This window comes from Micromonospora sp. DT48 (assembly GCF_049844495.1).
GTDB lineage: Bacteria > Actinomycetota > Actinomycetes > Mycobacteriales > Micromonosporaceae > Micromonospora.
Map to the genome: position 1 here is coordinate 26,077 of NZ_JBNCLE010000012.1, position 20,170 is coordinate 46,246.

The window sequence follows — 20,170 nt, forward strand, 5'->3', positions numbered from 1 at the left end:
AGGAAAGCAGCCGATTCATGGCCTATTTCGTATTTGCCGGGAAGGGCTGCCGGTACTCCGGAAAGAACGCGGGATCCGGACGCCATGCCGGGTCCCGTCGCCGTCCCTCCACCTGGTGGGCGCTGGTCAGCGCCGCATAGCGCGCAGGGTCGAGCACCCTGGTGCCGGTCGAGTAGGTGAGCAGGTTGTGCGGGGCGAAGGCCCGCTTGTAGCGAAAGATGCCATCGTTCGGGGCGTACCCGCCGCCAAGCAGGAATCGCTGATGGCCGTGCTGTCGACCCCACTGAAAGATCTCGTACTTCAGAAGGTCGTTGGGGCGTAGGTCGAACGCCTCCTCATCGGTGCCGCCGAGAAAGGAGTACATGTTTTGCGCGGAGAGGAGGACGAGTTCGGTCGACACCACCCGGCCGCTGTGTAAGGCATGGAAGAGGACCGCACCGCCGGGCAGATCCCGCAGCAACACCTGGAAGAACTCCGGCGGGAAGTGGTAGGTCTCGCTGGCTCCCCGCCGTTGCATCGTCGCGTGATAGATCCGAAGGAAGTCGGCCAGTCGTTCGCCGGTCACGTCGACCTCGACGGTGACCCCGTTTCGCCGTGCCTTGTTCACGTTCTTGCGGACCTTGTGCTCGAACTCCCGCCACATCTGTTCGGGCGGGGTGTCGAGATCGCGTACCACGTTGACCAGCCGTGGCTGGATCTTGCCCGGGTAGGGCAACCGTTGCTCGGGGAAGACATGTAGCCGGCAGAACTCGCTGACCACCCGGCGGGATCGGCAGAAGTCATCGAAGGCGAGCCAGAACTCCTTCGCCTCGACACTGTCGACACCCTGCTGGAACGCTCCGCCACTGCTACTGCCGTAGGGGCTGGCGAGATCGAACACCGGTGGTCCGGCCGCCTGTAGGTGTGGGGCGTCGACCGGACGCAGCAGAAACGGGTAGAGCACGAATCCGCTACGGGTGCGAACGTATGCCGCGAGGGGTTCCTCCCGCTCGTCGGCGAAGAGCCGCACATAGCGCGGGTGGGCGCACACCTCCCGGTTCGCCCATGCCTCGTACGCCCGCAGCCAACGCGCCTCGTCCTGCGGGTCGCGGGCGTTCCAGATCTCAAGCCTCATCGCTGCACACCTTGGGTTCGGCCGGCGCTCCTCATCGGCGGTCGAGGAAGTCGCCGATCGCCGTGGACACCCGCGCGGCCTGACGTTCGCTCATCGCGGAGCCGCTGGGCAGAGTGAGCCCGTCAGTGAAGAGGCTCTCGGCGACGCCGGACAGGACGCCACGAGCACCGGCGAACACCGGCTGCAAGTGCATCGGTTTCCAGATCGGGCGAGTCTCGATGCCCAACGCGTCCAGGTGGCGCGCGAGATCGGCGGCACGCCATCCCGCCACCTCGGGATCGACGACGATGCTGGTCAACCAGCAGTTGGATCCGGCGTCACCGTCGCCGAGCAGCCGAACACCCGGTACGGCGGCGAAGAGCTTCGCGTACCGCTCGCGGTGGGCCCGGCGTCTGGCCAGCATGCCGTCGAGCCGGCGTAGCTGCGCACGCCCGAGGGCGGCCAGCAGGTTGCTCAGCCGGTAGTTGTAACCGAGCTCGACATGCTCGTAGTGCGGCACGGGTTGCCGGGCCTGGGTGCTGAGGTAACGGCACCTGGCGACCAGTTCGGCGTCGTCCGAGACCAGCATGCCACCACCCGAGGTGGTGATGATCTTGTTGCCGTTGAACGACAGCACGGCGGCGCGGCCGAAGGAACCGGCCGGCTGTCCGTCACGAACGGCGCCGAGCGCCTCCGCGGCGTCCTCGACCACCGGCACTCCGGCCGCCGTGCAGACGGACAGGATGCGCCGATAGTCGGCGCAGGATCCGAACATGTCCACCGGCAGCACCGCGGCCACCCGACGGTTCGCGGAGCGTAGCTCGCTCAGCGCCTGGTCGAGCAGAGCCGGATCAAGGTTTCCCGACTCCGGCTCGCAATCGACGAAGACTGGTTCTGCTCCGGTGTAGACGACCGCATTGGCGGTGGCGATGAAGGTCAGTGTCGGCACCACCACGACATCGCCGGGCCGCGTGCCGAGGGCGACAAGAGCCAGGTGTAGTCCGGCGGTGCCGGAGGCCAGGGCGACCGCATGCCGACGGTCCACCCGTGCCGCGACCTCGCGTTCGAAGGCATCCAGATCCGGGCCGACCGGCGCGACCCATCCGGAGCGCAGCGCACTCAGCAGGTACGACTCCTCCAACGGCCCGACGTCCGGCGGCGATAGCAGGACGCGATCCGTCGCCTCTCCCGACCGTCGGCTGGTGTCGTGTTCGCGTACCGCCATCTTCGGTCCCCGTCCGTCCCGATCTGTCTACGGAGGGGTCAACGACCTAGCTGGTCGGGAGTATTGCCCTAATGCGACTTATATTGTCCTTCACGTCTGCAATGTGAATAGCCCACTCCGCCGATCACGTCCAGCTGTTACCGGCTTCGAGGCGTCGGTCGAGCAGGTCACGCAGCGGCACCGACTCTCCGTCGCGACCGCCCCGCCCGATGACCAACGGCGCCGGAGACGGCTCGGGCACGGCACCGAACAACCGTGCGCGCAGACTGGCCGGCACAGACAACAGGTAGAACCGTCCTGACGTGTCGATCGCGCGGAGGCGGGCCTGATCGACGTACCAGCCGGTGAGCGGGGTGCGGTAGCGGGCACGCCCGTCGTAGGAGCGGACGACGAGCCGACTGCTGCGCAAACCGCGCCGGAGCGCCTCGGTGACGAACCCGGCCACCAGCTCGGCAGCCTCGGCATGCTCAGCCGCCCGCCGTCGTGCCTCGGCCTCGGCGTGCGCCCGTACCGCGTGGCGTTGTTGTTCCCGCCACGCCGAGTCGTCCTGTCTCATGTGTTGCTCCTTTGTCGAGCCGCTGCCGGAGGCAGGTCCGGCTACCGCACCGCCGCCGGCGCGTTCGCCGGACCGCCCGTCGGCGATGACTGACTCAGGCGAGGCCGGCGCGGCGTAGCGCGTCTGCCATCGCACCGTTCGCCGGCGCGGTTTCCCCGCCCCGCCCCTGACGCGGCTGCCCGTCGCGTCGGCCGCCCGACCCACCGCGACCGCCGGTGCCGCTCTGGGATCGGCGTCCCCCGTCGCCCCGCTGACCAGCACGATCGCTGTTGCGCTCGCGCCGACCGCCGTCGCCGCGTCCGGTGTCGGCGTCGTCCTCCAGGCGCAGGGTCAGCGAGATCCGCTTGCGCGGCACGTCGACATCCAGCACCTTGACCTTCACCACGTCACCGGACTTGACCACGTCGCGCGGGTCCTTCACGAAGGTGCGCGACATCGCCGACACGTGCACCAGGCCGTCCTGGTGCACCCCGACGTCGACGAACGCCCCGAACGCGGCGACGTTGGTGACGACACCCTCCAGGATCATCCCGGGCGTCAGGTCGCTGATCTTCTCCACACCCTCGACGAAGGTCGCCGTCTTGAACTCCGGCCGTGGGTCGCGGCCCGGCTTCTCCAACTCGGCGATGATGTCGGTGACGGTGGGCAGGCCGAACGTGTCGTCGACGAAGTCGGTCGCGCGCAGCCCGCGCAGGAGGGCGCTCTTACCGATGATCGAGCGCAGGTCCTGACCGGTGCTGGCCAGGATCCGGCGCACCACCGGGTACGCCTCCGGGTGCACGCTGGAGGAGTCCAGCGGGTCGTCACCGTCCGGGATGCGCAGGAAGCCGGCGCACTGCTCGAACGCCTTCGGGCCGAGCCGGGCCACCTTCTTCAGGTCGGCTCGGGTGCGGAACGGGCCGTTGGCGTCCCGGTGCAGCACGATGTTCTCGGCCAACCCGGCCCCGATGCCGGAGACCCGGGTCAGCAGCGGCGCGGAGGCGGTGTTGACGTCCACGCCGACGCCGTTGACGCAGTCCTCCACCACGGCGTCCAGCGAACGGGACAGCTTCACCTCGGACAGGTCGTGCTGGTACTGCCCGACACCGATGGAGCGTGGGTCGATCTTGACCAGCTCCGCGAGCGGGTCCTGGAGGCGGCGGGCGATGGAGACCGCGCCGCGCAGCGACACGTCCAGGCCGGGCAGTTCCTGGGCGGCGTACGCCGAGGCGGAGTAGACCGACGCGCCCGCCTCCGAGACCACCACCTTGGTCAGCTTCAGCTCCGGGTGCTTCTTGATCAGGTCACCGGCCAACTTGTCGGTCTCCCGGCTGGCGGTGCCGTTGCCGATGGCGACCAGCTCGACCCCGTGCGCCGCGGCGAGCGTGGCGAGGGTGTGCAGCGAGGCGTCCCACTGTCGGCGCGGCTCGTGCGGGTAGATCGTGTCCGTGGCGACCACCTTGCCGGTGGCGTCCACGACGGCCACCTTCACCCCGGTCCGCAGACCCGGATCCAGCCCCATCGTGGGCCGGGCACCGGCCGGTGCGGCCAGCAGCAGGTCCCGCAGGTTGGTGGCGAAGACCCGCACGGCCTCCTCCTCGGCGGCCTGCCACAGCCGCATCCGCAGGTCCGCGCCGAGGTGGATGAGGATGCGGGTACGCCACGCCCAGCGCACCGTGTCGGCGAGCCACCGGTCGGCGGGCCGTCCCTGGTCGCTGATGCCGAACCGGCCGGCGACGGCGGCCTCGTAGCGGCTCGGCCCGGTCACCGCCGCGTCGACGTCACCGTCGGCCTCCGGATCCATGGTGAGGTCGAGTACGCCCTCCTTCTCGCCCCGGAACATGGCCAGGATGCGGTGCGAGGGCAGCTTCGGGTACGGCTCGGCGAAGTCGAAGTAGTCGGCGAACTTCGCCCCGGCGCTCTCCTGCCCTTCGCGTACCCGGGACACCAGCCGGCCCCGCGACCACATCTGCTCGCGCAGCGTGCCGATCAGGTCGGCGTCCTCGGCGAACCGCTCGATCAGGATGGCCCGTGCCCCGTCGAGCGCGGCGGCGGCGTCGGCCACGCCCTTGTCCGCGTCGACGAAGGTCGCCGCGACCGTGCGAGGGTCCTGCGTCGGGTCGCCGAGCAGCGTGTCGGCCAGCGGCTCCAGCCCGGCCTCGCGGGCGATCTGTGCCCGGGTCCGCCGCTTCGGCTTGTACGGCAGGTAGATGTCCTCCAGGCGGGACTTCGAGTCGGCCGCCATGATCTGTGCTTCCAGCGCCTCGTCGAGTTTGCCCTGGGAGCGGATGGACTCCAGCACCGCCGCGCGCCGTTCGTCCAGCTCACGCAGGTACCGCAGGCGCTCCTCCAGGGTGCGCAGCTGGGTGTCGTCGAGCAGGCCGGTGGCCTCCTTCCGGTAACGCGCGATGAACGGGACGGTGGCACCACCGTCGAGCAGTTCCACGGCCGCGCGTACCTGGCGCTCGGCGACGCCGAGTTCCTCGGCGATCCGCTGATGAACAGAGAGGGTCACGATGTCGCTCCGCCTTCGGGTCTGGGTTCCGTGGTGCATTCTGCCGGGCTACCGTGGCGATCATGGAACCACCTGTGGCCCCCCGGGCGCGCCGACTCTTCGGCGGCAGCGCGCGGGCCCTCGGCGACCTGGCGGTCAGCCCGTTCCGCGCCGACCGGGACCGGATCGTCGGCTCGCCGTTCTTCACCCGGCTCGGCGGCGTCACTCAGGTGGTCAGTCCGGGCGGGACGGGGCTGCTGGTGCACAACCGGCTCACCCACAGCCTCAAGGTGGCGCAGGTGGCGCGGGCGATCGCCGAGCGGATCACCGCCGACGAGGACCAACGCGACCTGGTGGAGAAGCTGGGTGGCTGCGACCCGGACGTGGTGGAGGCCGCCGCGCTCGCCCACGACCTCGGCCACCCGCCCTTCGGGCACCTGGGGGAGCGGGTGCTGGACCGGCTGGCCCGGCACCGGCTCGGCCTGACCGACGGTTTCGAGGGCAACGCCCAGTCGTACCGGATCGTCACCTCGACCGAGATCCGTGGCGCGGCGACCACCGGCCTGGACCTGACCGCGGCGGTGCGGGCGGCGATGCTGAAGTACCCCTGGACCCGGCTCGACCATCCCGATCCGCATCCGCGCCTGATGGATCCGCCGCCGCGTGGGGCGACGCCGCCGCCGGACGATCCGGGCAGCGGCTCGGCGAAGTTCGGGGCGTACCGCACGGAGCTGGACGACCTGCGGCAGGCGCGGGCACCGTTCGCCGGCCGGATCGCCGAGTGGCAGCAGACCGTCGAGGCGTCGGTGATGGACACCGCCGACGACATCGCCTACGCCATCCACGACGTGGAGGACTTCTACCGGGTCGGCGTGCTCCAGCAGGGCGCGGTGGCCGCCGAGCTGATGGCCTGGCAGCGTGAGGGCGGTCAGCTGCGGGGGGTCACCGACTCCGCGCTGGCCACCTCGGCGCGCCGGCCCGGTTCGTCGATCGAGCGGCTACGCCGCCAACTGCACCACAAGGACGCCTGGATCGCCGATGACGAGGCGTTCGCCGCCGCCGTCGAACACGTCCGGGAGGAACTGGTCGAAGGGCTGCTCGCGACACCGTTCGACGGCTCGATCGAGGCGGAACAGTACATCGCCCGCTTCTCCGCCCGGTGGACCACCCGCTTCGTGGACGCGATCACCGTCGTCGAGCAGCCCGCCGTACGCTCCGGGCACGTGTTGCTGGCCCCGGCCCAGTGGCACGAGGTGCAGGTGCTCAAGTTCGTGCACCACCGGTTCGTGCTGGCCCGCCCCGACCTGGCGCTGCACCAACGCGGGCAGGCCCGGCTGCTGGACACCCTGGTCGAGGCGTTGCGGGAGTGGCTGCTCGACCCGGAGGAGGAGTCCCGGCTGCCGCGCCGACTGCACGACCTGGTGGAGTTGGCCGAGGCGGAACTGCACCCGCGTACCCCGGACCGGATCGGCAAGGCGCGCGGTCGGGCCATCGTGGACTTCGTCGCCCAACTGACCGACAGTCAGGCGGTGGCGATGCTGGACTCGCTCTCCGGTCGGTCCGGCGCCCTCTGGACCGACGCCTTCGTCCTCTGAGCTGCATTGGCCGAAATGGCCTCCTCCGCGATTTGTCCGTCTTAGCCCCTGAAAAGCTCCTAAGATGCGCGAAAGCGGCTGAGGGTGCTGTGGCGGATGAGCCGGCTGAGACGAAGGGGTGCCGATGAGCAAGCGCTTGGTATGGGTCAGTTTCGACACCATAGGCAGAGCCTGTCTGGAAGCTGCCGCCGAGGTGGGGGCCGAGGTGGCGGGCATCGTGACGCTTGCGGGTCCGATCCGTCCGGAAGTCTCGGGCATGTGCTGCTTCGACGATGTGGCCGATCGGTTCGGCGCGGAGCTGATCGAGGCCCGCAACGTCAACGACCCGGACTGCGTCGCCGCCGTACGCCGGCTGGCTCCGGACACCCTCTGGGTGGTCGGCTGGTCGCAGTTGCTCCGGGAGGAGCTACTCGCGATCCCGCGTCGCGGCACCTTCGGGATGCACCCGACCCTGCTTCCCCGGCACCGGGGTCGTGCCCCGATCCCCTGGGCGATCCTGACCGGGCTGGCCCGCACCGGAGTGACGCTCTTCGAGATCCCCGACGCCACCGCCGACTCCGGGGCCATCGTCGGACAGGCGCAGGTCGACATCGCTGCCGACGAGACTGCGACAACCCTGTACGCCAAGTGCGCGACGGCACACGTCGAGTTGGTGCGCGAGTACTTTCCGCTGATCGCGTCGGGCACCCACCCACGGCTTCCGCAGGATCCGAAGCGGGCAAGTCACTGGCCCAAGCGCACCCCGGCCGACGGCCTGATCGACTGGGAGACCCGCGCGGAGTATCTCGATGTCTGGGTGCGTGCGCAGACCCACCCCTACCCGGGTGCCTTCACCTGGCTCGGGGACCGTCGGTTGGTGATCTGGGCTGCCCGGCCGGAGTCCACCGGGCACCGGGCACCTGCGGGTACGGTCCTGGCGCATCGCCCTGACGGGGTGCTGGTCGCGGCAGGCGCTGGTGCCCTGCTGATCCGTGAGGCGTCGGTCGACGACCGCCCGCCGGCCAGCGGAGACGAGTTGCGCGACCTGCTCGACGTCGGGGCGGTGCTCGGATGAGCGCGCGACGGATCCTCATCTTCGCCGCCCACCCCGACGACGAGATCCTGGGCATGGGCGGCACCATCGCACGGCACGCCGATGCTGGTGACGCCGTACGCATCTGCTGCGTCACCGACGGATCGTCCACCCAGTACGCAGGCGACCTCGAGATCCTGCGGCAGAAACAGCAGGAGGCACGGAAGGCGGCTGAAACCCTCGGCGTCAGCGACTACGTGCACCACGACCTGCCTGACATGCGGCTGGATACGCTGCCGCACGTGGACGTGAATCGGGTGGTCGAGCGGCAGGTGGCCGAGTTCCAGCCGGACACCGTCTACTGCGTGCAGGCCGACATCAACCTCGACCATCGCACCGTCTTCCACTCGGTCGCGGTAGCCACCCGGCCGGTACCGGGACAGTCGGTGCGCAGGCTGCTCACCTTCGCCCCGAGTTCCAGCACCGAGTGGACTCCGGCGCCGGAGAGTTGGTGGCAGCCGAACTGGTTCGTCGACATCTCGGACACGCTGGAGCGGAAGCTGGAAGCGTTCAGGTGCTACCGCTCGGAGTGGCGGGACTGGCCCCATCCGCGCAACGACCGAGCACTGCGGGTACAGGCCGAGCACTACGGCACGGTGATCGGCTGCGACGCAGCCGAGCCGTTCGTGATGGTTCGCGGTATCGAGTGACAGGAGCCGGGTAGCCGTCAGGCGACGGCCTGCCACCAGCCGTCGACCGGCGGCGGGTCGTCGACCACCACCCGCTCGCCGGGGCGCGGCACGGCCAGCCGCACGTCGCGGGCCTTCGCTTCGGCCCAGAGCCGGTCCACCGGCTCGGACCAGTCGTGGATGGCGAGGTTGAACGTGGCCCAGTGCACCGGCACGAACAGACCGCCGCGCAGGTCCAGGTGGGCGGCGACGGCCTCCTCCGGGAACATGTGGATCCCCGGCCAGGCCCGGTCGTACGCGCCGATCTGCATCAGCGTCACGTCGAACGGCCCGTGTGCCGCGCCGATCTCGGCGTACCCGCCGAAGTAGCCGGAGTCCCCGGTGTAGAAGACCCGACGGTGGCGGCCCGCCACCACCCAGGAACTCCACAGCGTGACGTTGCGGCGCAGCCCTCGGCCGGAGAAGTGCTGGGCGGCGGTGCAGGTGATCTCCAGTTCGGCCACCCGGTGGGTCTGCGACCAGTCCATCTCGATGATCCGCTCCGCCGGTACGCCCCAACGGTCGAGGTGGGCCCCGACGCCGAGCGGCACCAGGAACGGCGCCGACTGGCGGGCGGTCAACTCCCGCACCGTGCCCATGTCGAGATGGTCGTAGTGGTCGTGGGAGATGAGGATCGCGTCGAGGTGGGGCAGTTCGTCGAGGCGTACCGGCGGTTCGTGCAGTCGACGCGGGCCGACGGCCGTCGAGGGGGAGCACCTGTCACTCCACATCGGATCGACCAGCACCCGTCGACCCTCGATCTCGATCAGGGCGGAGGCGTGGCCGTACCAGACGACGTTCAGCTCGCGTTCCGGATCGATGCCGGTCTCGGCGGTGGGTCGCAGCAGTGGCACGGGCGCGGCGGGCCGGCGCTTCTGCTTGCCGAAGAGCAGTTCTCGGAAGAGGTTGCGGTCGGAGACCGGCACCATCGTGCGGGTGTCCGTCCGGTTGTGGAAGGTGCCGTCGCGGAACTGCGGTGACCGGGCCGCCCGTGCGGCGCGGTCACCGGCCAGTCGGCCACCCATCGCCGCCGGCACGTTCCGTGCGGCCCAGGCCGCCCCGGCGAGCCCGGCCAACGCGGCCAGGCCCGCCACCGACCCGATGATCCGCCAACCCGTGCTCCGTCCGGTCGGCTCGTTCGGCGCCCGCATGGTCCCCCCTCGGTTGATGCCGTGTCCACATTAGCCGCCGCCGGTCCATCACCCGCCGTCGCTGGGGCGGTACGGGTCCGCGGCGGGCGGGCTCGCCGGGGTCGGCGCGAGCGGGCCCGCGGTCGGTCACGGGGCGAGGACGACCTTCACGCAGCCGTCCTGCTTCTGCTGGAACATCTCGTACGCCTGCGGCGCCTGCTCCAACGGCAGCCGGTGGGTCATCAGGTCGGTCACGCCGAGCGGGTCCTCGTCGGTGAGCAGCGGGATGATCTCGTCGGTCCAGCGCCGCACGTGGCACTGGCCCATCCGCAGCTGGATGCCCCGGTCGAACATCTCCATCAGCGGCAGCGGGTCGACCTCGCCGCCGTACACCCCGGAGATGGAGACGGTGCCGCCGCGTCGGACGGCCTTGAGCGCGGCCTTGAGGGTGACCAGCCGATCCACCCCCACCTTGTCGATCATCGGTTGGGCGAGGGCGTGCGGTAGCAGCCCGGCGGCGGCCTGGCCGAGCTTGCCCAGCGGCGCGCCGTGCGACTCCATGCCGACCGCGTCGATCACCGCGTCCGGCCCACGCCCGTCCACCAGGTCGATCAACGTGCCCGGCACGTCGTCGAGTTGGGAGATGTCGAGCACCTCCACGCCGTGCCGCCGGGCCATCTCCAGCCGCTCCGGCACCAGGTCGAGGCCGATCACCCGGTCCGCGCCCAGGTGTCGGCCGATCCGGGCGCAGAACTGGCCCACCGGTCCCAGCCCGAAGACCGCCAGGGTGCCGCCGCGCGGAGTGTCGGCGTACCGCACCGCCTGCCAGGCGGTCGGGAGGATGTCGGAGAGGTAGAGCCACCGCTCGTCCGGGCCCTCGGTGGGCACCTTGATCGGGCCGAACTCGGCGTGCGGGACGCGGAGGAACTGGGCCTGTCCGCCGGGCACCGCGCCGTAGAGGGAGGTGTAGCCGAACAGCGCGGCACCCTTGCCCTCGGCGGTTACCTGGGTGGTCTCGCACTGGGCGTAGAGCTGCCGCTGGCACATCCAGCAGGACCCGCAGGCGATGTTGAACGGCACCACCACCCGGTCGCCGGGCTTGAGTCGGGTGACCCCGGGGCCGACCTCCTCGACGATTCCCATCGGTTCGTGGCCGAGGATGTCACCCGGCTTGAGGTAGGGCCCCAGGACCTCGTACAGGTGCAGGTCGGAGCCGCAGATGGCGGTGGAGGTGATCCGTACGATCGCGTCTGTCGGGTCCTCGATTCTCGGATCGGGCACCTCCTCGACCCGCACGTCCCGCTTGCCCTGCCAGGTCAGTGCCCGCATGTCCGCTCCCTCTCGCCGCCGTCCCGTAGCTGGACTGCTACCCGTCACGGACCGCTTGAATCGGTCGAGCCGGTGATCGGAGGGATCAGCGCGAACGGCCGCCGCGCCCGTTCCGGGCGAGGCGGCCGTCGCACGGGCGCGAGGGGGCGCTCAGGTGCCGGGGGTGTCGGCGCGTCGGGTGGTCGCCGCCAGGTAATCGCGGTTGAGCCGGCCGATGGTGGTCAACGGGATACCCTTCGGGCAGACCACCGTGCACTCGCCGGCGTTGGTGCAGCCACCGAAGCCGGCCTCGTCGTGCGCCTCGACCATGCCGAGCACCCGGGTGTAGCGCTCCGGCTGGCCCTGCGGCAGCAGCGAGAGCTGGGTGACCTTGGCCGCGGTGAACAGCATGCCGGACCCGTTCGGGCAGGCCGCCACGCAGGCGCCGCAGCCGATGCAGGCGGCGGACTCGAAGGCGGCGTCGGCGTCGGCCTTGGCCACCGGTACGGAGTGTGCCTCCGGCGCGCTGCCGGTGGGTGCGGTGACGTACCCGCCGGCAGCGATGATCTTGTCGAAGGCGTTGCGGTTGACCACCAGGTCCTTGACGACCGGGAAGGCACGGGCCCGCCACGGCTCGATGGAGATGGTGTCGCCGTCGGAGAACTGCCGCATGTGCAGCTGGCAGGCGGTGGTGCCGCGCTGCGGGCCGTGCGCCTCCCCGTTGATCATGAGGCCGCACATGCCGCAGATGCCCTCGCGGCAGTCGTGGTCGAAGGCGATCGGCTCCTCTCCGGCGAGGATGAGCCGCTCGTTGAGCACGTCGAGCATCTCCAGGAACGACATGTCCGGGGAGACGTCTTCGACCTGGTAGGTCACCATCCGACCCTTGTCCTGGGGGCCGGACTGGCGCCAGATGCGCAGGGTCAGATTCACTTGTAGCTCCGCTGCGTGGGGTGGACGTATTCGAAGTTCAGGTCTTCCTTGTGCAACACCGACGGCTCACCGGTGCCGGTGAACTCCCAGGCCGCGACGTACGCGAACCGCTCGTCGTCGCGCTGGGCCTCGCCCTCGGGAGTCTGGTGCTCGGCGCGGAAGTGGCCGCCGCAGGACTCCTCCCGGTGCAGGGCGTCAATGCACATCAGCTCGGCCAGTTCGAAGAAGTCGGCGACCCGGCCGGCCTTCTCCAGCGACTGGTTGAGCCCCTCACCGTTGCCCGGGACCCGTACCCGCTGCCAGAACTGGTCCCGCAGGGCGCGGATCTCGTCGATGGCCTTGCGCAGTCCGGCCTCGGAGCGCTCCATGCCGCAGTGTTCCCACATGATCTGGCCCAGTTCGCGGTGGAACGAGTCCACCGTCCGGTCCCCGTCGACCGCGAGCAGCCGCTGGATGCGGTCCTCCACGTCACGACGGGCCTCGACGGCCGCCGGGTGGGTGGCGTCGACCTTCTCGAACGGACCGGCGGCGAGGTAGTTGGCGAGCGTGTTGGGCAGCACGAAGTACCCGTCGGCCAGGCCCTGCATCAGCGCCGAGGCGCCGAGCCGGTTCGCGCCGTGGTCGGAGAAGTTCGCCTCACCGATGACGAACAGGCCGGGGATGGTCGACTGGAGGTCGTAGTCGACCCAGAGCCCGCCCATCGTGTAGTGCACCGCCGGGTAGATCCGCATCGGCACCTCGTACGGGTCCTCGCCGGTGATCCGCTCGTACATCTCGAAGAGGTTGCCGTACTTGGCCTCGATGGCCTTGCGGCCGAGCCGCTCGATGGCGTCGGCGAAGTCGAGGTAGACCCCCAGCTTCGTCGGGCCCACGCCCCGCCCCTCATCGCAGACGTTCTTCGCGGCGCGGGAGGCGATGTCGCGGGGCACCAGGTTGCCGAAGGACGGGTAGATGCGCTCCAGGTAGTAGTCGCGCTCGCCTTCCGGGATGTCGCGGGGGTCGCGGTCGTCGTCCTTGGCCTTCGGCACCCAGACCCGACCGTCGTTGCGCAGCGACTCGCTCATCAGGGTCAACTTCGACTGGTGGTCGCCGGAGACCGGGATGCAGGTCGGGTGGATCTGCGTGTAGCAGGGGTTGGCGAAGTACGCGCCCTTGCGGTGGGCCCGCCAGGTGGCGGTGACGTTGCAGCCCTTGGCGTTGGTGGAGAGGTAGAAGACGTTGCCGTAGCCGCCGGAGGCGAGGACCACGGCGTCGGCGAACTCCGTGGTGATCTCACCGGTGACCATGTCCCGGACCACGATGCCCCGGGCCTTGCCGTCGACGACGATCAGTTCCAGCATCTCGTGCCGGGCGTTCATCTCCACGTTGCCCAGGCCGATCTGGCGCTCCAGCGCCTGGTACGCGCCGAGCAGCAACTGCTGGCCCGTCTGGCCCCGGGCGTAGAAGGTGCGCTGCACCTGCGCGCCACCGAAGGAGCGGGTGTCGAGCAGACCGCCGTACTCGCGGGCGAAGGGCACGCCCTGGGCGACGCACTGGTCGATGATGTTGACCGAGACCTCGGCCAGCCGGTGCACGTTCGACTCGCGGGAGCGGAAGTCGCCGCCCTTGACGGTGTCGTAGAAGAGCCGGTGCACCGAGTCGCCGTCGTTGCGGTAGTTCTTCGCGGCGTTGATGCCGCCCTGCGCGGCGATCGAGTGCGCCCGGCGGGGGCTGTCCTGGTAGCAGTACGACTTGACCCGGTAGCCCTGCTCGGCGAGCGTGGCGGCGGCGGAGCCACCGGCCAGTCCGGTACCGACCACGATGACCGTCATCTTGCGGCGGTTGGCCGGGTTGACCAGCTTCGCCTCGAAGCGGCGACGCTCCCAGCGGGTCTCGATCGGCCCGTCGGGCGCCCTGGTGTCGGCGATCGGGTCGCCCTCGATGAACAGTTCCATGGTCAGGACACCAATCCGGTGAGTACGGCGAACGGGACCAGGAGGTAGCCGGCGCAGAGCGCGACGGCGAAGACCAGCGCCACCACCCGGGCCCGCTGCTCGCCACGCGGGGTCTGCTGGCCGAGGCTGCGCAGCGCGCTGAACACGCCGTGCCGCAGGTGGAAACCGAGGGTGACGACCGCCAGGGTGTAGAAGAGCGTGACGTACCAACGCTCCGGGGCGAAGTCGGCGACCACGTTCGCGTACGGCCGGGAGGAGTCGCCGACCGGGTTCAGCGTGCCGGTGGTCAGGTCGAGGATGTGGTAGACCACGAAGAGCAGGATGATCACGCCGCCCCACCGCATGGTCCTCGCCGCGTAGCTGCCCCGGACCTTCTTGCGGTGGGCGTAGCGCACCGGGCGGGCGGCGCGGGCGCGCAACGCCAGGACCGTGGCGGCCCAGATGTGCAGGACGGCCGCGGTCACCAGGCCGACCCGCTGCACCCACAGGAACCCGCTGGCGGGAAGCAGCGGCACGCCGAGTTCGCGTAACCAGTGCGCGTAGTGGTCGAACGACGTCGCACCCGAGAAGATCTTCAGGTTGCCCAGCATGTGGGCGATGAGGAACAGCACCAGCAGGATGCCCGTCACCGCCATGACGGCCTTGAGACCGACGTTGGATCGGATGGGCGACCGCGTTCTTGTCGTGACTACCACGCGACCGACGCTAGGAGCAGTTTGATCAGTCGTCCAATGCATCGACGTCGCAGTCTTGATAGCCATAAGCTATGTAGATGCAGCTCCATCAGCTGAAGTACTTCGTTGCGGTTGCCGAAGTACGACATTTCACCCAGGCGGCCGACATCGTGGGCATCACCCAGCCTTCGTTGAGTAAGCAAATTCACGCGCTGGAGGACACCCTCGGTGCGCCCCTGTTCGAGCGGGTAAGGGGCAACATCACCCTCACCGCGGCGGGGGAGGTCCTGCTGCCGCTGGCCAAGCGGATCCTCGCCGACGTCGACACCGCCGTCCGCGAGGTACAGGAACTCGTCGGCCTGCGCCGTGGTCGGGTACGCCTCGGCGCCACCCCCAGCCTGGCCACCTCGCTGGCCCCGCCGGTGCTGCGCCGGTTCCGTGACGCCCACCCCACCGTCGACCTTCGAGTGGAGGAGGGTGGCTCCCAGGATCTCGTCCGTGACCTGCTCCGCGGCGACCTCGACCTGGCGCTGATCATCATGCCGGCCCAGGGCGCCGACCCCGGACTGCGCGCCGACCCGATCCTCACCGAGAGCCTGGTGGTCGCCTCGGTCGACCCGGTGCCGTCCGCCACCCCCGGTGCCGACCTGCGCGTCGCCGACCTGCGCGACCAGCCACTGGTGATGTTCCGCGAGGGCTACGACCTGCGCGACGCCACCCTCCAGGCGTGCCGGGACGCCGGCTTCGAGCCGACCCTGTCGGTCGACGGTGGAGAGATGGACGCCGTGCTCAGCTTCGTCGAGGCCGGGCTGGGCATCGCCCTGGTCCCCGGCATCGCGGTGGCGCGCCGACCCGGCATCCGGGTCACCCGACTCGCCCCGCCCGGCGTACGCCGCACCATCGCCGTGGCCCGCCGCCGCGACGTGGTGCCCACCCACGCCGGCCGTGAACTGCGGCGCATCCTGCTCGACTACGTGCACACCGCCACCGCCACCGCGCAACTGCCACCCGGCGTCGAGCCGCTGAGCTGATCAGCCGGACCGGTGTCGGATCGCGGCCGGACGCGATCGCGGGCGACCTTCGCCCGACGCGCCGGCCGGCCTAGCCGCTCTCGGCGTCGTCCATGGCGCGGTAGATACGTTGCTCGGAAACCGGGTAGGGGGTGCCGAGGGCCTGGGCGAAGATGCTCACCCGCAACTCCTCGATCATCCACCGGATCCGGCGTACCGCGTCGGCGGAGCGTCGAGCCGGTGGCAGCGCGGCCAGCATCTCGTCGTACTCGCGCTGCACCACCGCGACCCGGTCCTGCTGGGACTTGTCCCGCGCCGGATTGCTCGGCAGCCGGTCCAGCCGCCGCTCGATCGCGGTCAGATAACGCAGCAGGTCGGGCAGGCGGGCGTACCCGGCCTCGGTGATGAAACCGGCGTGCACCAGGCCGGTGAGCTGGTTGCGGATGTCGGCCAGGGCGGCCACCACGGCCAGGTTCCTCGTCGCGCCGAGGCGCTGCTGCACCGCGTACGCGGTGGCGAGCACCGCCCGGACCCGCTCCATCACCTCCACCACGGTGTCCACCAGGTCGGCCCGGACCTTCTCCCGCAGCGCGGCGAAACCCGCCTCGTCCCACGCCGGGCCACCCGCGTCGATGACCAGCTTGTCGATCGCCGCGCCGGATGCGTCCTCGATCAACGCCTGCACCCCGCCGTGCGGGTTGCGGGACAACGCCAGCTTCGCCTCGTTGGACAGCCGTCCCTGGAGGAACTTCGCCGGCGAGGGCACGGTCAACCGCAGCAGCCGTCGAGTGCCCGCCCAGTGGGCGGCCTCCTGCTCCGCCGGTGAGTCGAACACCCGCACCCCGACCGTGGCGCCCTCGTCGACCAGCGCCGGGTAGGCGGTCACCGCGTAGCCGGCCCGGACCTGCTCGATGGTGCGCGGCAGCGTGCCGATCTCCCAGCCGGTCAGCCCCGAGCGGGCCAGATCCGGCGCGGCGGCGGCCACCACCTGGCGTACCTCCGCCTTGAGTCGGCGTTGCAGGGTCGGCAGATCCTTGCCCTCGGCGACCGGCTTGTCGTCCTCGCCGAGCACCCGGAAGGTGACCCGCAGGTGCGGCGGAAGTTTGGCCAGGTCCCAGGCGTCCCGAGGCACCGTCACCCCGGTCATCCGCCGCAGCTGGCGGGTCAACGCGTCCAGCAGCGGCTCCGCGCCCGGGGTGATCTCCGCCAGCGCGGCGCGGGCGTAGTCGGGTACCGGAACGAAGTTGCGCCGGATCGGCTTCGGCAGCGACCGGATCAGCGCGACGACCAGTTCCTCCCGCAGCCCCGGCACCTGCCAGTCGAAGCTCTCGGCGGGCAGCTGGTTGAGCAGCGGCAGCGGGATGTCCACCGTCACGCCGTCGGTCGGGGTCCCCGGATCGAAGGTGTACGTCAGCGGCAACGCCACCCCGTCGGCCTGCCACTGGTCGGGGTAGTCGGCCTCGTCGAGCCCGCCCCGACCGGAGTTGACGAGCAGTTCGCGGGTGAAGGTGAGCAACTCGGGCTGCTGGCGGCGGGCCGTCTTCCACCAGCTGTCGAAGTGCCGACCGGAAACCACCTCGGCCGGGATCCGTTCGTCGTAGAACTGGAAGATCGTCTCGTCGTCGACCAGGATGTCGCGTCGCCGGGCGCGGTTCTCCAGCTCCTCCACCTCGGCCAGCAACCGCTGGTTGTCCCGCCAGAACCGGTGGTGGGTGGACCAGTCGCCCTCGACCAGGGCGTGCCGGATGAACAGCTCCCGGCTCAACGTCGGGTCGATCCGGCCGAAGTTGACCTTGCGGGAGGTGACCAGCGGGACGCCGAAGAGGGTGACCTTCTCGTACGCCATCACCGCCGCCTGCTTCTTCTCCCAGTGCGGCTCGCTGTAGCTGCGCTTGACCAGGTGTTGGGCCAGCGGCTCGACCCACTCCGGCTCGATGCGTCCGTTCACCCGCCCCCACAGCCGGGAGGTCTCCACCAGCTCGGCGGCCATCACCCAGCGGGGCGGCTTGCGGAACAGCGCCGACCCCGGGAACAGGGCGAACTTCGCGCCGCGCGCACCCAGGTACTCGTGCTTCTGCGCGTCCTTGAGGCCGATGTGCGACAGCAGGCCGGGCAGCAGCGACTGGTGCACCTTCGCGGTGTCGATCTCCTCCGGCAGATCCGCGCCGACCTGGCGTCGGGCGGCGCCGCCGTCGGGCTCAGCCGCCGCGGGGCCCCGCCGGCCGCGTCTGCGTCCGTCCCCCTCGGGCGTACGCAGGACCTGCCGCAACTGGCTGACGATGTCCTGCCACTCCCGCACCCGCAGGTAGTTGAGGTACTCGGCCCGACACATCCGCCGGAACGCGCTGGAGGAGAGCGCCCGCTGCTGCTCCCGCAGATACCGCCACAGGTTGAGGTACGCGACGAAGTCGGATTCGGCGTCGGCGAACCGGGCGTGCGCCTGGTCGGCCTGGGCCTGCTTGTCCGCCGGCCGTTCACGCGGATCCTGGATCGACAGGGCCGCCGCGATCACCATCACCTCGGTGGCGCAGCCGTTGCGTTCGCCCTCCAGCACCATCCGCGCCAACCTCGGGTCGACCGGCAGTTGGGCCAGCCGCCGACCGAGGGAGGTGAGCCGCCGTGCCGGCTCGGTCTCGGTCGGGTCGATCGCACCCAACTCGTGCAGCAGGTTCACCCCGTCGGTGATGTTGCGACGGTCCGGCGGGTCGATGAACGGGAAGGCGGCGATGTCACCCAGCCCGATGGCGGTCATCTGGAGGATGACCGAGGCCAGGTTGGTCCGCAGGATCTCCGGGTCGGTGAACTCCGGGCGGGAGGCGAAGTCCTGCTCGTCGTAGAGCCGGATACAGATGCCGTCCGAGGTACGCCCACAGCGGCCCTTGCGCTGGTTGGCGCTGGCCTGGGAGATCGGCTCGATCGGCAGCCGCTGCACCTTCAGGCGCTGCGAGTACCGGGAGATCCGGGCGGTGCCGGGATCCACCACGTACTTGATGCCGGGCACGGTCAGCGAGGTCTCCGCCACGTTGGTGGCCAGGACCACCCGTCGCCCGGAGTGCGGGGCGAAGACCCGGTGCTGCTCGGCGACGCTGAGTCGGGCGTACAACGGCAGGATCTCGGTGCCGAGCAGCGACCGCTTGTTCTGCACCAGCTTGCCCAGCGCCTCGGCGGTGTCCCGGATCTCCCGCTCACCGCTGAGGAAGACCAGGATGTCGCCCGGTCCCTCGGCGGCCAACTCCTCGACGGCGTCGCCGATGGCCTGGATCTGGTCGCGGACATTCTCCTCGTCCGGGTCCTCCTCGTCGCCGTCGGCGACCTCGACCAGTGGCCGGTAGCGCACCTGGACCGGGTAGGTCCGGCCGGAGACCTCCACCACCGGCGCCGGCTCGCCGTCGGGATGTTCGGCGGTCGGTGGCCCGGCGAAGTGCCGCGCGAACCGGTCGGTCTCGATGGTGGCCGAGGTGATGACCACCTTGAGGTCGGGGCGGCACGGCAGGAGTTGCTTGAGGTACCCGAGAATGAAATCGATGTTGAGGCTGCGTTCGTGCGCCTCGTCGATGATCAACGTGTCGTACTGGCGCAGCATCCGATCGGTCTGCAACTCGGCCAGCAGAATGCCGTCGGTCATCAGCTTGACCAGGCTGTTCTCGCCCACCTGATCGGTGAAGCGCACCTTGTAGCCGACCACGTCGCCGAGTTCGGTGCCCAACTCCTCGGCGATCCGGTCGGCCACCGTCCGCGCGGCCAGCCGCCGAGGCTGGGTGTGGCCGATCAACCCGTGCACACCGCGACCCAGCTCCAGGCAGATCTTCGGCAACTGGGTGGTCTTCCCGGAGCCGGTCTCGCCCGCCACGATCACCACCTGGTGGTCGCGGATCGCCGCGGCGATGTCGTCCTTGCGTCCGCTCACCGGCAGACTCGCCGGGTAGGTGATGGTCGGCACGGCGGCTTTCCGCCGCTCCAGCCGGACCTCCGCCGCGGCCGTCTCGGCGACGATCTCGGTCAGCACCGCTTCGCGTCGCTGTGGGTCGCGTAGCTTCCGCAACCCGTCGAGTCGACGGCGCAGGTGCCGCTGGTCACGGAACATCAACGGTGACAGGCGGCGCTGCAGGTCGCGGACGGGGTCGGTCGAGGTGGGTGAGCCTGGATTCTGCATGTCGTGGCCAAGGATAGGCAGCCACTTCCCGGACCGCCTCCTGGTTACCCCCTGCCCGGCCCTGTCCTGGTTAGCGCCTGTCCGGCCTGGCCGTCTCCTGCCTGGCCGTCTCCTGCCTGGCGCTCTCCTGCCTGGCGCTCCTGCGTGGTGGTGCCCGGCCCTTCCTGCGTGGTGGTCCGGCCCTGGTCGGCGGCACGGTGACAACCCCTCTGGGGCTGCCCCTGCGCCTGCTTGCTCTGCTTCACTCGGCGCAACGGTCGCGGCCATGAAGCGGTGCGTGGGTTGAAGCAGAGCGGCACCGGCCGGCCGGGACAGGGGAGTCGAAGGCGGGTAAGACGGGGCGGTG

Annotated in this window: 13 protein-coding genes and 1 pseudogene; 4 read left to right on the top strand and 10 right to left on the bottom strand. The window is 70.3% G+C overall.

What is annotated here, in order from left to right; genetic code table 11:
- Positions 1–22 precede the first annotated feature (22 nt).
- The 4 genes and pseudogenes from ACLQ2S_RS16125 to ACLQ2S_RS16140 all read right to left on the bottom strand — a co-directional run bounded on the left by ACLQ2S_RS16125 (position 23) and on the right by ACLQ2S_RS16140 (position 5,432).
- Positions 23–1,114, bottom strand: coding sequence for a lipid II:glycine glycyltransferase FemX (locus ACLQ2S_RS16125; RefSeq protein ID WP_425701966.1), 1,092 nt, complete (start codon positions 1,112–1,114; stop codon positions 23–25).
- A 31-nt stretch (positions 1,115–1,145) separates the two neighbouring features.
- A complete protein-coding gene (locus ACLQ2S_RS16130) occupies positions 1,146–2,318 on the bottom strand; it encodes a DegT/DnrJ/EryC1/StrS family aminotransferase (protein WP_155217789.1) in 1,173 nt (390 codons plus the stop codon).
- A gap of 124 nt (positions 2,319–2,442) precedes the next feature.
- Positions 2,443–2,874, bottom strand: a complete 432-nt coding sequence (locus tag ACLQ2S_RS16135; RefSeq protein ID WP_155217791.1) for a hypothetical protein — start codon at positions 2,872–2,874, stop codon at positions 2,443–2,445.
- A gap of 94 nt (positions 2,875–2,968) precedes the next feature.
- Positions 2,969–5,432, bottom strand: a pseudogene (locus tag ACLQ2S_RS16140) (Tex family protein).
- Here ACLQ2S_RS16140 and ACLQ2S_RS16145 point away from each other — a divergent pair.
- From ACLQ2S_RS16145 to ACLQ2S_RS16155, 3 genes are all read left to right on the top strand, one after another.
- The gene (locus ACLQ2S_RS16145) at positions 5,431–6,942 is read left to right on the top strand and encodes a deoxyguanosinetriphosphate triphosphohydrolase family protein (RefSeq protein WP_155217795.1); all 1,512 of its coding nucleotides are present in this window, start codon (positions 5,431–5,433) and stop codon (positions 6,940–6,942) included. The pseudogene ACLQ2S_RS16140 and the gene ACLQ2S_RS16145 overlap by 2 nt on opposite strands.
- A gap of 124 nt (positions 6,943–7,066) precedes the next feature.
- Positions 7,067–7,996 carry a methionyl-tRNA formyltransferase gene (locus tag ACLQ2S_RS16150; RefSeq protein ID WP_425701967.1) on the top strand — a complete coding sequence of 310 codons (930 nt, stop codon included), beginning with the start codon at positions 7,067–7,069 and terminating at the stop codon, positions 7,994–7,996.
- Positions 7,993–8,664, top strand: coding sequence for a PIG-L deacetylase family protein (locus tag ACLQ2S_RS16155; RefSeq protein WP_155217799.1), 672 nt, complete (start codon positions 7,993–7,995; stop codon positions 8,662–8,664). The genes ACLQ2S_RS16150 and ACLQ2S_RS16155 overlap by 4 nt, the downstream gene beginning before the upstream one ends.
- A 17-nt stretch (positions 8,665–8,681) precedes the next feature.
- Here the strand turns inward: ACLQ2S_RS16155 and ACLQ2S_RS16160 are convergent, their stop codons facing one another.
- From ACLQ2S_RS16160 to ACLQ2S_RS16180, 5 genes are all read right to left on the bottom strand, one after another.
- Positions 8,682–9,833, bottom strand: a complete 1,152-nt coding sequence (locus ACLQ2S_RS16160) for an MBL fold metallo-hydrolase (RefSeq protein ID WP_155217801.1) — start codon at positions 9,831–9,833, stop codon at positions 8,682–8,684.
- A gap of 126 nt (positions 9,834–9,959) precedes the next feature.
- A complete protein-coding gene (locus ACLQ2S_RS16165) occupies positions 9,960–11,141 on the bottom strand; it encodes a zinc-dependent alcohol dehydrogenase (protein WP_425701968.1) in 1,182 nt (393 codons plus the stop codon).
- Positions 11,142–11,291: 150 nt separating this feature from the next.
- Positions 11,292–12,053 (bottom strand): succinate dehydrogenase/fumarate reductase iron-sulfur subunit, encoded by a 762-nt coding sequence (locus tag ACLQ2S_RS16170; RefSeq protein WP_309223193.1) that lies wholly within the window; start codon positions 12,051–12,053, stop codon positions 11,292–11,294.
- Complete coding sequence (locus ACLQ2S_RS16175; protein WP_425701969.1) at positions 12,050–13,987, bottom strand: fumarate reductase/succinate dehydrogenase flavoprotein subunit; 1,938 nt, start codon at positions 13,985–13,987, stop codon at positions 12,050–12,052. The genes ACLQ2S_RS16170 and ACLQ2S_RS16175 overlap by 4 nt, the downstream gene beginning before the upstream one ends.
- A 2-nt stretch (positions 13,988–13,989) precedes the next feature.
- Positions 13,990–14,682 (bottom strand): succinate dehydrogenase cytochrome b subunit, encoded by a 693-nt coding sequence (locus ACLQ2S_RS16180; protein WP_309223194.1) that lies wholly within the window; start codon positions 14,680–14,682, stop codon positions 13,990–13,992.
- A 77-nt stretch (positions 14,683–14,759) separates the two neighbouring features.
- Between ACLQ2S_RS16180 and ACLQ2S_RS16185 the strand changes: the two genes are divergently transcribed.
- A complete protein-coding gene (locus ACLQ2S_RS16185) occupies positions 14,760–15,692 on the top strand; it encodes a LysR family transcriptional regulator (protein ID WP_155217809.1) in 933 nt (310 codons plus the stop codon).
- 70 nt (positions 15,693–15,762) lie between these two features.
- Here ACLQ2S_RS16185 and hrpA read toward each other — a convergent pair whose 3' ends face one another.
- On the bottom strand, positions 15,763–19,824 hold the full coding sequence (hrpA, locus tag ACLQ2S_RS16190) for an ATP-dependent RNA helicase HrpA (RefSeq protein ID WP_425701970.1): 4,062 nt from the start codon (positions 19,822–19,824) through the stop codon (positions 15,763–15,765).
- Positions 19,825–20,170: the final 346 nt, after the last annotated feature.

Excerpts from the sequence above, each read along its gene's own strand:
- ACLQ2S_RS16160 (WP_155217801.1), bottom strand. The coding sequence starts at position 9,833 with ATGCGGGCGCCGAACGAGCCGACCGGACGGAGCACGGGTTGGCGGATC.
- ACLQ2S_RS16125 (WP_425701966.1), bottom strand. The coding sequence starts at position 1,114 with ATGAGGCTTGAGATCTGGAACGCCCGCGACCCGCAGGACGAGGCGCGT.
- ACLQ2S_RS16165 (WP_425701968.1), bottom strand. The coding sequence starts at position 11,141 with ATGCGGGCACTGACCTGGCAGGGCAAGCGGGACGTGCGGGTCGAGGAG.
- ACLQ2S_RS16185 (WP_155217809.1), top strand. The coding sequence starts at position 14,760 with ATGCAGCTCCATCAGCTGAAGTACTTCGTTGCGGTTGCCGAAGTACGA.
- hrpA (WP_425701970.1), bottom strand. The coding sequence starts at position 19,824 with ATGCAGAATCCAGGCTCACCCACCTCGACCGACCCCGTCCGCGACCTG.
- ACLQ2S_RS16155 (WP_155217799.1), top strand. The coding sequence starts at position 7,993 with ATGAGCGCGCGACGGATCCTCATCTTCGCCGCCCACCCCGACGACGAG.
- ACLQ2S_RS16130 (WP_155217789.1), bottom strand. The coding sequence starts at position 2,318 with ATGGCGGTACGCGAACACGACACCAGCCGACGGTCGGGAGAGGCGACG.
- ACLQ2S_RS16135 (WP_155217791.1), bottom strand. The coding sequence starts at position 2,874 with ATGAGACAGGACGACTCGGCGTGGCGGGAACAACAACGCCACGCGGTA.
- ACLQ2S_RS16145 (WP_155217795.1), top strand. The coding sequence starts at position 5,431 with ATGGAACCACCTGTGGCCCCCCGGGCGCGCCGACTCTTCGGCGGCAGC.
- ACLQ2S_RS16175 (WP_425701969.1), bottom strand. The coding sequence starts at position 13,987 with ATGGAACTGTTCATCGAGGGCGACCCGATCGCCGACACCAGGGCGCCC.
- ACLQ2S_RS16150 (WP_425701967.1), top strand. The coding sequence starts at position 7,067 with ATGAGCAAGCGCTTGGTATGGGTCAGTTTCGACACCATAGGCAGAGCC.